Here is a 13647-nt window from a genome sequence, read left to right as displayed (position 1 = left end):
CTACGAGAGCACATCTGAGGCAATGCACCAATTTACTGAATCCCGCACCCCTGATACCTGCGACGAAATTTGGCTGGTTCAGCACCCTTCTGTATTTACCCAAGGGCAAGCTGGCAAAGCCGAACACCTTCTCGCGCCAGGCAATATCCCCGTGATCCAAAGTGATCGCGGTGGACAAGTGACTTACCATGGTCCCGGTCAGCAAGTCATGTATGTGATGATAGATCTAAAACGTAGCCACATTGGTGTCCGTGAGCTTGTTAGCGCCCTAGAAAATTGCGTGGTCAATACCCTCGCCCATTTTAATATTAGTGCGTATCCGCGCCCTGATGCACCCGGCGTTTATGTCAACGGAGACAAAATTTGCTCCCTTGGCTTACGTATTCGAAAAGGTTGTTCATTCCATGGATTGGCGCTGAATGTGGATATGGATCTCGAGCCTTTTAATCGCATTAACCCTTGTGGTTATAGTGAATTGAAAATGACACAAGTGAGAGCACTGTCGCCAAACATTACATTAAACGATGTTCAGCCAGTGCTTATTAGTCAGTTCTGTGACACACTTGGATTTCATATTGTTCAATAATAATGCTATAATTTTTTAACATTTTTCAAAAAAATTTTAATGGCAAACAGATAACTGGAACCGGCACATTATGAGTAAACCAATTCAGATCGAGCGTGGAATTAAATACCGTGACGCCGATAAAATGGCACTGATCCCTGTTAAAAACGTGGTGACGGAACGTGAAGAAATTCTACGTAAACCTGACTGGATGAAAATCAGATTGCCAGCTGATTCTACGCGAATTCAAGGTATTAAAGCCGCAATGCGTAAAAATGGCCTGCACTCAGTCTGCGAAGAAGCTTCCTGCCCTAACCTCTCTGAATGTTTTAACCACGGAACCGCCACCTTTATGATCTTAGGTGCGATCTGTACTCGCCGTTGCCCATTCTGTGACGTTGCCCATGGTCGACCAAATGCCCCTGATGCGAATGAACCAGTAAAATTAGCGCAAACCATCAAAGATATGGCACTGCGATATGTGGTTATTACCTCCGTTGACCGTGATGATTTACGTGATGGCGGTGCTCAGCACTTCGCTGACTGTATCAGTGCCATTCGAGAAAAAAGCCCGACCATTAAAATTGAAACTCTCGTCCCTGACTTCCGAGGACGTATGGATCGCGCATTAGAAATTCTCACCGCGACACCACCGGATGTGTTTAACCACAACCTTGAAAATGTACCGCGTATTTACCGCCAAGTTCGCCCGGGTGCTAACTACGAATGGTCTCTGAAATTATTGGAAAAATTCAAAGAAGCGCACCCTGAAATCCCAACAAAATCCGGCCTAATGGTGGGCTTAGGGGAAACCAATGAAGAGATCATTGAAGTGATGCGTGATCTGCGCCGTCATGGCGTAACTATGTTAACGTTGGGGCAATACTTGCAGCCAAGCCGTCACCATTTACCCGTTAAACGCTATGTAAGCCCTGCTGAGTTCGATGAAATGAAAGAGGCAGCGATGGATATGGGCTTCACTCACGCAGCCTGTGGCCCGTTTGTGCGCTCTTCCTATCATGCCGATCTACAAGCAAAAGGCGAAGAAGTTAAATAATATTAATCTTTTCGTCAAAATAGTGATTAAAAGAAACCCCAATTGTGAATTACTACACATTGGGGTTTTTTATTAGTTACCTAATTTATCACCAATAAAAAATATCATTAGGTCAATTTTAACCATAAAAAAACTCGCGCTAGCAAAGCTAGTGCGAGTTCAGTGCTGTTCGTTTCTAAGTATTTAATTACAAAGAGACAACGTTAGCAGCTGATGGACCTTTCGCGCCTTCAGTGATTTCAAATTCAACTTTTTGGCCTTCTGCTAAGGTTTTGAAACCGTCGCCAGAAATCGCAGAGAAGTGAACAAAAACATCTTTGCTACCATCTTCTGGAGTGATAAAACCAAAACCTTTGGACTCATTGAACCACTTAACGTTACCTTTAACTTTAGACATCAAATATTACCTTTAAAATAAAATAGACACACCATCTGTATCAAGCTCAGTACATCAAATATATAACTGGCTTGTCTACAACCTAGATCACGAAAATTGATTTAAATGATAAAAAAATATTATTTATCCACCTCTTTCGCCCAGAAAACGGGGATAATTCTTAATAATAGTAATTAATGCAAAGGTAAGTATTACTCATGGTTAATTTTTTAGCGTTTACTTCTCATGAATAAGTAACCAATCTTTAATATCCAATCCCCCCGTATACCCCACCAGCTTTCCGTCATGTCCTAAGACACGATGGCAAGGCACAATCAAAGATATAGGGTTACGAGAATTGGCCATACCGACGGCTCGACAATAGTTAACTGAGCCCAGTTTTAAGGCGAGATCTTTATAACTCCAGCGCTCACCATAAGGAATTTCGCACAAATGCTTCCAGACTTTTTTCTGAAATTCAGTACCTTGTGGATTCAATTTAACCGAAAACACTTTCCGCTTATGATTAAAATATTCTTTTAGTTCTTTCGCACACTGCTTTGAGAATTCGTTTTTCGACTCCTTCTCCGTTTTTTCATCAACAAAATAGATACTCGTCACACCTTCATCATCAGCCGTAATATGGATCCACGGTTTCGGAAAGTTTTCTGGGGCTACTAAATATTGATGGTACATAACATCTCCTCAAAAGGATTCATTTACCTGATTGTATATACAGTTATAAGGTAAATTATTTCTACTTTGCAATGATATTTTTTCTCAGTGTAGCTAACTGAATCATCTCCCCCTGAATTTTTTTATTTCCAATGTTAATAACAGCATAGACAATAATTCGAATGATTATCATTCAAATAAAGAAACCACTATATATTGTATGGTTGAAATATTTTTTATCTATATATAGGATCCAATCATCTTCGACACACCACCATTACGTAACTACCACGTTCTGAAAATGTTAAGGTGAAAAAAATGACTGAGATTACCATTTATAGTAAACCCAACTGCGTCCAGTGTAATGCCACCTACCAAGCGTTTGAGCGCAAGCAATTACCGTACACCATTATCGACCTTTCTGAAGATAACCAAGCCATTGAGTTCATAAAAAAACTAGGTTATCAGCAGCTTCCCGTCGTCATTGTTGGGGAGCAGCATTGGTCAGGCTTCCGCCCCGATAAAATCAATGCACTGATTGAGTAAGAGAGGTTGAAATGGCCACTCAACCGCTAATTTATTTCTCGAGTCGCTCGGGTAATTGCCATCGATTCGTCGAAAAATTGCAACTGCCAGCCACTCGTATTCCCATTGGTCATCTACCCGAAAATGCGCTTTTCGCCTCACAACCCTATGTGCTGTTGCTGCCGACCTATGGCGGTGGAACCGCTCATGGCGCTGTGCCTAAAGAAGTGGTGCACTTTCTTAATATCGCAGCAAACCGTACGTTAATTCGCGGAGTCATCGCCGCGGGTAATACCAACTTTGGGGAGGCTTATGCCATTGCCGGCAACATTATCGCTCAAAAATGCGCAATCCCCTTTCTCTATCGGTTTGAATTATTAGGCACAGAGCGCGATGTGCAATCTGTAAAACAAGGATTAAAAACATTCTGGGCTCACACAAAGGAGCAGATCAATGGATAACCCACAGCACAGTCACCTAAATAACAATCGCAATGCGGACTACCACGCGCTCAATGCGATGCTGAACCTTTATGATAATGAAGGTCGCTTACAGCTAGATAAAGACAAACAAGCTGCACATCTCTATTTCCGCCAGCATGTAAATCAAAACACGGTCTTTTTTCACGATTTAAAAGAAAAACTCGATTTCTTAGTCAATGAAAATTACTACGAAGAAGAGGTGCTCGCACAATACGATTTCCCATTTATCAAACAGCTTTTCAAGCAAGCCTACGCCCACAAATTTCGCTTCCAAACCTTTTTGGGCGCCTTTAAGTATTACACCAGTTACACCCTAAAAACCTTCGATGGTGAGCGCTATCTTGAGCGTTATGAAGACCGGGTTTGTATGGTTGCACTGGCTTTGGCGCAAGGCTCAAAATCCCTCGCGACGCTCTTAGTGGACGAAATCATTAGCGGACGTTTTCAACCTGCCACTCCCACATTTCTTAACGGCGGTAAAAAGCAACGAGGTGAGCTTATTTCCTGCTTTTTACTGCGTATAGAAGACAATATGGAGTCTATTGGGCGATCCGTGAACTCGGCCCTACAACTCTCCAAACGCGGAGGGGGGGTCGCTTTCTTGATGAGTAATTTACGCGAACAAGGCGCGCCGATTAAACAGATAGAAAACCAATCATCTGGCGTGGTTCCGGTGATGAAAATGCTGGAAGATGCCTTTTCCTATGCCAATCAGCTAGGAGCAAGACAAGGTGCTGGTGCGGTGTATCTTCATGCTCATCACCCTGATATCCTGCGATTTTTAGATACCAAACGGGAAAATGCGGATGAAAAAATTCGTATTAAAACGCTTTCACTTGGGGTCGTGATCCCCGATATCACTTTCCAGCTCGCTAAAAACAATGAAGACATGTACCTGTTTTCTCCCTATGACATCCAAAAAGTCTATGGGGTACCGATGTCTGAAATCAGCGTGACAGAAAAGTATCATGAAATGGTGAATAACAAAGCCATCAAGAAATTCAAAATTAATGCTCGAGAATTTTTCCAGACTATAGCCGAAATACAATTTGAATCTGGCTATCCCTACATTTTGTTTGAGGATACCGCTAACCGTGCTAATCCGATTGCAGGCCGAATCAATATGAGTAACTTGTGCTCTGAGATTTTACAGGTAAACCAGCCGAGCCTTTATGAAGAAGATTTAAGCTACCAACATATCGGTAAAGACATTAGCTGTAACTTAGGCTCCATGAACATCGCCAAAACCATGGATTCTCCTGATTTTTCACGCTCGATTGATACTGCTGTTCGCGCCCTAACTGCCGTCTCTGATATGAGCAATATTCGTTCCGTTCCGTCTATTGCTAAAGGCAACCAACAATCTCACGCTATTGGTTTAGGGCAAATGAATTTGCATGGTTTCTTAGCCCGTGAGCATATTCATTATGGTTCTGAAGAAGGGTTAGATTTTACCAATATCTACTTTTACACCGTGGCATACCACGCCTTAAAAACCTCTAACCAATTGGCTATTGAACGTCAACAAACCTTTGATGGTTTTGAAATGTCCACCTACGCCAGTGGCGAGTATTTTGATAAATATATCAACAAAACCTGGTCACCAAAGACCCAAACCGTGCAGGAATTATTCCGACGTTCGGGCATCGAAATACCAACACAGGCGGACTGGCAGACATTAAAACAGTCCGTGATGACCCATGGAATTTACAATCAAAACTTGCAGGCCATTCCGCCAACAGGATCTATCTCTTATATCAATAATGCTACCTCCAGCATTCATCCTGTGGTAGCGCCTATCGAAATTCGTAAAGAAGGTAAAATTGGGCGTGTTTACTACCCAGCCCCTTTTATGACCAATGAGAATCTCAAATACTACCAAGATGCTTATCAGATTGGTCCTGAGAAAATTATTGATACCTATGCCGAGGCCACCCAGCATGTCGATCAAGGTTTATCACTAACCCTATTTTTTGATGGCAATGCCACCACCCGCGATATCAATAAAGCCCAAATATACGCATGGCGAAAAGGGATCAAAACCTTGTATTACATTCGATTACGTCAGACTGCACTTGAAGGCACCGAAGTCGAAGGCTGCGTCTCCTGCTCACTGTAAAAGGAAAAAATAATGACCACCAGCACGCTCAATCGCCCTGTTCAAGCGATCAACTGGAACCGTATCCAAGATGATAAAGATCTCGAAGTATGGAACCGATTGACCAGTAATTTTTGGCTACCGGAAAAGATCCCACTGTCCAATGACACGGTTTCTTGGAACACTCTGACACCTACCGAGCAAAAGCTCACTATACGCGTTTTTACGGGGCTAACGTTGCTGGATACTATCCAAAATACCGTTGGTGCACCGTGTTTAATGGGAGATGCTCAAACGCCTCACGAAGAAGCGGTTCTCTCCAATATCAGCTTTATGGAAGCTGTCCACGCACGCTCCTACAGCTCTATCTTTTCAACGCTGTGCTCCACAGCCGATGTTGATGAAGCTTACCGTTGGAGTGAAGAAAACAGTGCGCTGCAAAATAAAGCCAAAATTATTTTGTCTTACTACTGCGATGAACATCCACTGAAGAAAAAAGTCGCCAGCGTCTTTTTAGAATCTTTTTTGTTTTACTCGGGCTTTTATTTACCCATGTACTGGTCAAGCCGTGGAAAACTCACCAATACCGCTGATTTAATCCGCCTAATCATCCGCGATGAAGCTATTCATGGTTACTATATTGGTTATAAATTTCAAAAAGCTCTTGTCCATTATTCTGAACAGGAACGCAATGAAATTAAGGATTTCACTTTTTCACTATTGTTTGATTTATATGAAAATGAAATCAAATACACCCAAGAGCTGTATGATGGCGTTGGCTGGAGTGAAGATGTAAAAAGCTTCCTCCACTATAATGCGAATAAAGCCTTGATGAATTTGGGCTATGAGGCACTGTTCCCCGACTCAATAACCCAAGTTAGCCCAGAGATTTTGTCTGCACTTTCGCCTGATGCCAACGAAAACCATGACTTTTTCTCAGGTTCAGGTTCATCCTATGTGATTGGTAAAGCAGTCAGTACTGAAGATGATGATTGGCTTTTTTGAATAACATCAACAAAAATATCTCGCATCAATCTTTTGAAAAAAATAATAAAATCACTTAAATCATTAATACTATAAACGGTCATAGTGGGATAGGCTTAATGCCTACCCACAAGATCATAAAATAACATTCATATCCGAAGCATAATGAGCATGAAAACACCACAAGCGGAACTGACTGCGGGCTTAACGCTCTTAATGGCCATCGCCACTGGGCTGGTCGTTGCCAGTAACTATTACGCACAACCCCTGTTAGACACCATCGCACTCCAATTCAACCTAACAACCAACATGGCCGGCTTTATTGTGACCGCCGCCCAATTAGGTTACGCCGTTGGGTTACTTTTCCTTGTTCCTCTTGGTGATCTTTTTGAACGCAAAAAATTGATCATCGTGATGACAACATTGTCAGCCAGTGGTTTATTGATCACCGCACTTTCTGACAATATCTGGCAAATTCTTCTCGGTACCGCCCTCACAGGGTTATTCTCCGTTGTCGCCCAAGTTCTTGTTCCTATGGCTGCTTCTATTGCAAAACCTCACCAGCGAGGTAAAGCGGTAGGCACCATTATGAGTGGATTACTTCTTGGTATCTTACTTGCCCGAACTATCTCTGGTGGCGTGGCAATGATAGGCGGTTGGCGAGCAATTTACTGGGTTGCCTTTGGATTAATGATGCTTCTGATCCTAATTTTGGCACTTAAATTACCGCGCTATCACCAAAAAACGGAGCTTAACTATTTTCAACTTATTGGCTCTATCGGACGCCTGTTTTTTACTACACCAGTCTTAGCGACTCGAGCACTACTAGGTGCCCTCACTTTCGCTAACTTTGCACTATTATGGACGGCGATGGCATTCTTATTAGCTAGTCCACCTTTTAATTATTCAGAGGGCACTATCGGGTTATTTGGTCTGGTTGGCGCAGCAGGCGCATTAATGGCAACCCAAGCCGGACACTTAGTGGATAAGGGTAAAGGCAAATTAGTTACCACCCTAGGGCTAATTCTCTTGTTGCTATCGTGGATCCCGATTGGCCTAGCAAAATATTCACTCATCGCTTTTATTATCGGTATCTTAGTGCTTGATTTGGCCATTCAAGGCGTTCATGTGACTAACCAAAGCACGCTTTACCGTATTATGCCTGAAGCACGAAATCGCTTAACTGCCGGCTATATGACCAGTTATTTTATTGGTGGAGCACTTGGCTCATTACTTTCAGGTTATGCCTATGAACATGCAGGCTGGATGGGCGTCGCTATTTCAGGTGTTATTATCACTGGCATCAGTTTAATCATTTGGGCAATCGGCTCTCGATTCGATCCAACAATTACCTCTGAACAGTAATTACTTCATTCATTTATATCTATAGCAGACATCTATTTGGCTGCTATAGAACTCTATACTCATTTAATATTTCATTTATTCTTCATGTGCACATTATTTAGCCTATTATTATGGCACTGTGATAATAATCATCATGTTGAATAGCTAACAATGATAAATAATTGGTTCAAGGTATAATTTACCTAGAAAAAGTTAATAAGTGACACAGTTAAGCAAAAAGTATATCTTTATCAAATGGTATACTTCTTACCCATAAAATATTAATTCGGTATTACTCAATACCCTAGATGCCTTTCTAGGGTATTTCCCCCAAAAAACAGAAAGATCCTTCTATCTTGTAATTATTGAGTAATAAAAAAAATGGTATTGAGTTAATGCGATGTGATTATATATTGTTTTATATGATTTTATTTGTCGTATAAAACGCAATTATATTTTCATCTATTTACCTACATGATAGTAAGAAAGCAGTGATTGTTAATTGAACTATACTAAATGCGTTAAAACACATTCATAAAATTTATGAATGATGTATCATTGTCAAAATAAAATGGATGAAATTAATTAAGTATAATTGCTAATTCTATCTTTTAATATACCATTCACATGGTTGATTACAGTTGAAATCTTACCAACTGAAACTAATAAGGTATCCAAATAATGGAAAGTTCATTTACACCGACAGAAGAATTACTTAACGCTCGCGTCGCGCAACAAACTTCACTGGAAAATACTATCCCTTACCAAGAAATTTTATTGACGCGCTTATGCATGCACGTTCATGGAAAACTGTTGGAATCACGTAACAATATGCTAAGAGCTCAGGGCGTCAATGAAACGCTATTTATGGCGCTCATGATCCTTGATACCAAAGATTCTCATAGCATTCAGCCATCTGAACTCAGTGCAGCATTAGGTTCTTCACGGACTAACGCGACACGTATTGCCGATGAATTAGAAAAAAATGGTTGGATTGAGCGTAAAGAAAGCCATAACGACCGTCGTTGCTTACATTTGCACTTAACTGAAAAAGGCTCTGAGTTTCTCAGTGGATTATTACCACCACAACATAAAGCATTGATCGATATCTGGTCTTCATTGGATATTGATGAAAAACAGCTGCTCGACAAGCTGATGCGCAAATTATTAGCAAAACTCGATAGCATAAAAGACTGATAATATTGACCACATATAGTGCATGGTTAATGTTTTTGAGGCATTCTGTGGCTTAAACTGAAAAAAAACTTTTCACTCACATATATTTCATTATCCTTTCAGTTATATATTGCGATATCCCATCGAGCAACGAAGTCATTTGTCGTCTTAGTTTCCAGTAGTTAACACTAACTGCTGGAAACAGCCGTTATTTTTATTCATTGAATATGGGGAACCACCAGTATGAGCGCACGCGAGGATCTGCCTGAAACGCAAACGCCACCGTTAAACAAAAAAAGACAGCGCAGAAATGCCCTAATGTTCCTAACCGTTATTTTTATCGCGATTGGCATCGGTTGGACTGCATACTGGTATCTCGTCTTACGCCATTACGAATCGACAGACAACGCTTACGTTGCTGGAAATCAAGTTCAAATCCAAGCGCAAATATCCGGTAGCGTCATGACAGTCAATGTCGATAATACCGATTTTGTGAAAAGTGGAACGGTACTGGTGGAGTTAGATCCCAGAGATGCCGAACTCGCCCTAGAAAAAGCCAAAACTGAACTTGCTAACAGTGTTCGACAATCCCAACAGCACATTATCAATAGCCGCCAATTTCAAGCAAATATTGATGTTAAACGTTCTGAACTATCCCGCTTACAAAATGATTTAAAACGCCGCGAAGTCTTAGGTAGCAGCAATTTAATCGGTAAAGAAGAGCTCCAACACGCGAGAGAAGCGGTCGTCAGTGCGAAAGGTGCACTTGATGTGGCGATTGAACAGTACAATGCCAATCAAGCTATCGTGCTCAATACGGCTTTAGAAAAACAACCACTTGTCGAACAAGCTGCAACGCAAGTTAGAAATGCGTGGCTTGCCCTGCAACGTACTAAAATTGTTAGTCCAGTAGATGGTTATGTTTCTCGCCGCAGTGTGCAAGTCGGTTCACAAATCACGCCGAATACCCCATTAATGGCAATTGTGCCATCCAGCGGAATGTGGATTGATGCCAACTTTAAAGAGACGCAATTAGCCAGTATGCGTATTGGTCAACCCGCCAAAGTAACTACCGATTTTTACGGCAAGAATGTGGTATTCAACGGCACAGTGATTGGTCTTGATATGGGAACGGGAAGCGCATTCTCGTTATTGCCTGCTCAAAATGCGAGCGGTAACTGGATCAAAGTAGTTCAACGCCTTCCGGTACGAATCGCCCTCGATGAAACCCAACTTGATGAATATCCTCTACGTATTGGGCTCTCAACCGAAGTCGAAGTGGATACAGCCAATAAAGATGGCAAAGTGTTATCCAAAGGCCTGCGAGATACGCCGGCTTATCACACAACCGCTTTAGCGGTTGATATGTCTCCTGCTGACAAAATTGTTGCTGAGATTATTCAAAATAACTCTGGCAAATAAGTAAACGGAGACATTAACGTGACAAATGCACCGTTAACAGGTTCAAAACTGGCTTGGATGACCATTGCGTTATCTTTGGCGACTTTTATGCAAGTTTTGGATTCGACCATTGCTAACGTCGCTATCCCCACAATAGCGGGTAACTTGGGTGCATCTAACTCACAAGGTACATGGGTGATCACATCGTTTGGGGTAGCGAATGCTATCTCCATTCCGATCACTGGCTGGTTAGCTCGTCGTATTGGTGAAGTTCGCCTCTTTTTATGGTCTACTGGGCTTTTCGCCCTAACCTCATGGCTATGTGGGATCTCCAACAGCTTAGAAATGCTGATTTTATTCCGCGTTCTACAAGGTTTGGTTGCTGGCCCTCTCATTCCGTTATCTCAGAGTCTATTACTCAATAACTATCCACCAGCCAAACGCAGTATGGCACTTGCATTATGGTCGATGACTATTGTGGTTGCGCCGATTTGTGGGCCTATTCTTGGTGGCTATATTAGTGATAACTACCACTGGGGCTGGATCTTCTTTATCAACGTTCCATTTAGTATCGCGATTATTTTTGCCATTATGCGAACGCTTAAAGGACGTGAAACTCAAATTGCTATCAAGCCGATTGATACCGTGGGGCTTGTCTTACTGGTTGTCGGGATTGGTGCATTGCAGATTATGCTCGACCAAGGGAAAGAGCTCGATTGGTTTAACTCTACGGAGATCATCGTTCTAACCATTGTCGCCGTTGTCGCGATAGCTTTCTTAATTGTTTGGGAACTGACTGATGAGCATCCCGTCATCGACCTTTCCCTCTTTAAAGAGCGTAATTTTACCATCGGTTGTTTGGCGCTTAGTCTGGCGTATATGCTCTATTTCGGTACTATCGTTCTACTCCCTCAGTTACTGCAAGAAGTGTACGGTTATACGGCAACATGGGCGGGTTTGGCCTCGGCGCCTGTGGGTCTATTGCCGCTGCTGATCACGCCGATTATTGGTCGCTTTGGTAACCGCATTGATATGCGTTATTTAGTCACCTTCAGCTTTATTATGTATGCCGTGTGCTATTACTGGAGAGCTTACACCTTCGAACCAGGTATGGGATTTGCCGCGGCAGCATGGCCTCAGTTCGTTCAAGGTTTAGCGATAGCCTGCTTCTTTATGCCACTAACCACCATTACATTATCGGGTTTACCTCCGGAAAGAATGGCATCAGCATCTAGCTTATCTAACTTTACGCGAACCTTAGCGGGTGCAATTGGTACTTCCATCACCACCACGTTGTGGACACAGCGTGAAGCAATGCACCATGAAAATCTGACAGAGTTTGTTAACCCGTACAATCCCAATGCCCAACATATGTACAGTGAGTTGGCGCAAATAGGCATGAATGAACAACAAAGTGCCGCGTATATTGCACGTTCAATTACTGAGCAAGGGTTAATTATTTCTGCTAATGAAATTTTCTGGATGTCCGCAGGCGTGTTTATTCTATTGATGGTGATTGTCTGGTTTGCCAAACCCCCATTCGGAGCCGGTTCAAAAGATGGTGGTGGAGCTCACTAACCGACATATACTTCAGACGAAAAAAAACCATACACAATTTTGCGTATGGTTTTTTTAAGGCTAGCTCAAGTCAGTAAGTAATTACTTAACTTTATTTTGTGACCACCACTGAGAAAGCATAATCCCTGTTGCGACAGAGACGTTCAGGCTTTCAACTTTACCTGTTCCGCCAATGTACAGGCTCATATCACCCTGATCCCATGTGCTGTCACTTAAACCATCACTCTCTTGGCCTAACACCAACACCATTTTCTTCGGTAATTGAACCTTAGCAATGTCCTGACTACCTTTATGGCTTGATGTCGTGACGATGGTATAGCCTGCTTCACGGAATTTATTCAGTGTTGGCGTGAAACCATCCGCATCAATGGCTTTAATGTGCTCTGCGCCGCCTTCAGCGGTACGAATTGCCGCACCGGATTCTAGCATTCCTGCATCTTGTAAAATCACACCTTTCACACCAAAGTGAGCGCAGCTACGCATGATCCCACCAAGGTTATGCGGGTTACCAACATCTTCTAACGCTAAAACACAATCGGTATCGACCGCATTTTCTAAATAGGTTTCTGCTGCCATACCACCGCGTTTTTTGATGATAAAGCACACGCCGCCGTGGTGCTCAGTACCAGACGCTTTTGTTAACTCTTCTTCATCAACAACATGGTATGCCTTACGGTTTGCTGCCATCCATTTTAATGCATCACGAAAACGAGGAGTGACTGACTGCAAGAACCACGCACGGACAATACCATCTGGACGGTTTTTAAACATCGCTTGGCAAGCATTTTCACCGTAAATACGGGTTTCTTCTTGGCGTTGTTTACGCAGTTGCTCAGGATCAATTTGGCTTTTTCCTGAAATACCACCATGATCGTTTTCTAATTCATCACTGCCCGGTTTTGAAACGGTGCGCCACGGAGATTGCTCGCCACGTGGTGCGCTATCGCGACTACTTGAGCGTCTATCGTTGTCAGAACGGCGTTCTGAACGACCACCCTCTGGACGACCAGAGCGACCTGAACGTTCGTTACGATCATTACGGTCGTTGCGATCATTACGTCCACCTGAACGTTTATCACCGCGTCTATCGTCGCGTTTATCATCACGACCGCCACGGCGTTTATCATTACCTTTATTGTTGTCCTGCTCTTCGCTACGGACATACATCACTTTTACTTTGCCGTTTTTACCACTAAAATCATTCGTGTCGTTCATCGCTATCCCCTACTAAGCTATGGCGCGAAGATTACATGAAGTTGCAAAGCTACGCTACCGATCCGCGCTATTATCTCACCGAAAAGTTATTGAATATACTTCTATCGTAGACAAATCGTTTTGCGTACAATATGCCCCTTATTTTTGTCGCAACGAAAAGTGCCCTATCAA

At 42.5% G+C, this 13647-nt stretch carries 13 protein-coding genes; 10 read left to right on the top strand and 3 right to left on the bottom strand.

What is annotated here, in order from left to right; genetic code table 11:
- Nucleotides 1-22: 22 nt before the first annotated feature.
- Nucleotides 23-586, top strand: coding sequence for a lipoyl(octanoyl) transferase LipB (lipB, locus tag H0913_RS05385; protein ID WP_230086623.1), 564 nt, complete (start codon nucleotides 23-25; stop codon nucleotides 584-586).
- Nucleotides 587-656: 70 nt separating this feature from the next.
- Entirely contained in the window at nucleotides 657-1622 is a 966-nt protein-coding gene (lipA, locus tag H0913_RS05380; protein WP_154604609.1) for a lipoyl synthase, read from the top strand.
- A 187-nt stretch (nucleotides 1623-1809) separates the two neighbouring features.
- Here the strand turns inward: lipA and cspE are convergent, their stop codons facing one another.
- Together cspE and H0913_RS05370 are read right to left on the bottom strand one after the other, a co-directional pair.
- Complete coding sequence (gene cspE, locus H0913_RS05375) at nucleotides 1810-2019, bottom strand: transcription antiterminator/RNA stability regulator CspE (RefSeq protein WP_006662336.1); 210 nt, start codon at nucleotides 2017-2019, stop codon at nucleotides 1810-1812.
- Nucleotides 2020-2235: 216 nt separating this feature from the next.
- Nucleotides 2236-2694 (bottom strand): methylated-DNA--[protein]-cysteine S-methyltransferase, encoded by a 459-nt coding sequence (locus H0913_RS05370; protein ID WP_154604608.1) that lies wholly within the window; start codon nucleotides 2692-2694, stop codon nucleotides 2236-2238.
- 297 nt (nucleotides 2695-2991) lie between these two features.
- Here H0913_RS05370 and nrdH point away from each other — a divergent pair, with 297 nt between their 5' ends.
- From nrdH to emrB, 8 genes are all read left to right on the top strand, one after another.
- Nucleotides 2992-3219, top strand: coding sequence for a glutaredoxin-like protein NrdH (nrdH, locus tag H0913_RS05365; RefSeq protein WP_154604607.1), 228 nt, complete (start codon nucleotides 2992-2994; stop codon nucleotides 3217-3219).
- An 11-nt stretch (nucleotides 3220-3230) separates the two neighbouring features.
- Nucleotides 3231-3659 carry a class Ib ribonucleoside-diphosphate reductase assembly flavoprotein NrdI gene (nrdI, locus tag H0913_RS05360; RefSeq protein WP_181478111.1) on the top strand — a complete coding sequence of 143 codons (429 nt, stop codon included), beginning with the start codon at nucleotides 3231-3233 and terminating at the stop codon, nucleotides 3657-3659.
- On the top strand, nucleotides 3652-5799 hold the full coding sequence (gene nrdE, locus H0913_RS05355; protein ID WP_181478110.1) for a class 1b ribonucleoside-diphosphate reductase subunit alpha: 2148 nt from the start codon (nucleotides 3652-3654) through the stop codon (nucleotides 5797-5799). The genes nrdI and nrdE overlap by 8 nt, the downstream gene beginning before the upstream one ends.
- A 12-nt stretch (nucleotides 5800-5811) precedes the next feature.
- On the top strand, nucleotides 5812-6783 hold the full coding sequence (gene nrdF, locus H0913_RS05350) for a class 1b ribonucleoside-diphosphate reductase subunit beta (RefSeq protein WP_154638177.1): 972 nt from the start codon (nucleotides 5812-5814) through the stop codon (nucleotides 6781-6783).
- Nucleotides 6784-6927: 144 nt separating this feature from the next.
- Complete coding sequence (locus H0913_RS05345) at nucleotides 6928-8127, top strand: MFS transporter (protein ID WP_181478109.1); 1200 nt, start codon at nucleotides 6928-6930, stop codon at nucleotides 8125-8127.
- A gap of 660 nt (nucleotides 8128-8787) precedes the next feature.
- Nucleotides 8788-9303: a transcriptional repressor MprA gene (gene mprA / locus H0913_RS05340; RefSeq protein ID WP_154604602.1), complete on the top strand. Its 516-nt coding sequence runs from the start codon at nucleotides 8788-8790 to the stop codon at nucleotides 9301-9303.
- 222 nt (nucleotides 9304-9525) lie between these two features.
- Complete coding sequence (gene emrA / locus H0913_RS05335; protein ID WP_154604601.1) at nucleotides 9526-10704, top strand: multidrug efflux MFS transporter periplasmic adaptor subunit EmrA; 1179 nt, start codon at nucleotides 9526-9528, stop codon at nucleotides 10702-10704.
- Between the two features lie 57 nt (nucleotides 10705-10761).
- Entirely contained in the window at nucleotides 10762-12261 is a 1500-nt protein-coding gene (gene emrB / locus H0913_RS05330; RefSeq protein WP_154604664.1) for a multidrug efflux MFS transporter permease subunit EmrB, read from the top strand.
- Between the two features lie 81 nt (nucleotides 12262-12342).
- Here the strand turns inward: emrB and H0913_RS05325 are convergent, their stop codons facing one another.
- Nucleotides 12343-13476, bottom strand: a complete 1134-nt coding sequence (locus tag H0913_RS05325; protein WP_154604600.1) for a tRNA/rRNA methyltransferase — start codon at nucleotides 13474-13476, stop codon at nucleotides 12343-12345.
- Nucleotides 13477-13647 lie beyond the last annotated feature (171 nt).

It is taken from the genome of Providencia rettgeri, from assembly GCF_013702265.1.
Classification (GTDB): Bacteria; Pseudomonadota; Gammaproteobacteria; order Enterobacterales; family Enterobacteriaceae; genus Providencia; species Providencia zhijiangensis.
This window is presented reverse-complemented; position numbering and strand designations above follow the sequence as displayed.